The 406-nt window shown below is 43.6% G+C and carries 1 protein-coding gene; it reads left to right on the top strand.

Annotated elements, in window-relative coordinates:
- A partial coding sequence (locus Q1A01_RS23745) for an Ig-like domain-containing protein (protein ID WP_299686080.1) occupies window positions 1-406 on the top strand: 406 nt, incomplete at both ends.

The following is a 406-nucleotide window of genomic DNA, read 5'->3' as shown; positions in this document are numbered from 1 at the left end:
ATCCAGCCAATGGAACGGTAACGATCGAGACAGATGGTACGGTGACCTATACGCCAGATCCTGATTTTAATGGTACAGATACCTTTGATTATACAGTAGTGGTAACCAATGCAGATGGCTCTACCTCTACGGATACCGCTACGGTAGTAGTGAGCGTGAATCCAGTGGATGATGTAGTTGATGATGCTGATAGCACCCCTGAGGATACACCAGTGAATGTTGATGTATTAGACAATGATACTTTTGAGGGTGTAGATAATGAGGTGACTGATGTAACGAATCCAGCCAATGGAACGGTTACTATCGAGACAGATGGCACGGTAACCTACACACCAGATACGAACTTTAATGGCACAGATACTTTTGATTATACAGTAACGGTAACTAATGCCGATGGATCAACAAC

This window comes from uncultured Dokdonia sp., assembly GCF_947492815.1.
Taxonomy (GTDB): Bacteria; Bacteroidota; Bacteroidia; order Flavobacteriales; family Flavobacteriaceae; genus Dokdonia.
This window is presented reverse-complemented; position numbering and strand designations above follow the sequence as displayed.